Source organism: Psychrobacter sp. GW64-MNA-CIBAN-0177 (assembly GCF_040309585.1).
Taxonomy (GTDB): Bacteria; Pseudomonadota; Gammaproteobacteria; order Pseudomonadales; family Moraxellaceae; genus Psychrobacter; species Psychrobacter okhotskensis.
Window position 1 is genome coordinate 1 of record NZ_JBEOOY010000339.1, and the last position, 262, is coordinate 262.

Annotated in this window: 1 pseudogene; it reads right to left on the minus strand. The window is 58.8% G+C overall.

What is annotated here, in order from left to right:
• A pseudogene (locus AAEY79_RS15350) lies at positions 1-262 on the minus strand (OsmC domain/YcaO domain-containing protein); the annotation flags it as partial.

Sequence of the window (262 nt, forward strand, 5' to 3'; positions counted from 1 at the left end):
GTTGGCCCCACGCCGTGTTGTCATCGAACTCGATGCCGATCAGCGTGGTGATATCGGTGTAGTCGTCCAGCTCGCTTTCTATCAGGCGTTCGACCAACGCCTGCAACTCTTCCTCGTTGAGGCGGTGCAGGTTGAGGATGTCTTCGCGGAAAAACAGCGCCTTGTTGGTGTTGTCCCAGATCAGGTCGTCCACCGGGTAGATTTCCGAGTAATCCGGCACCAGGATCCGGCAGGCGGTAGCGCCCAGGTGCTCATACACCGC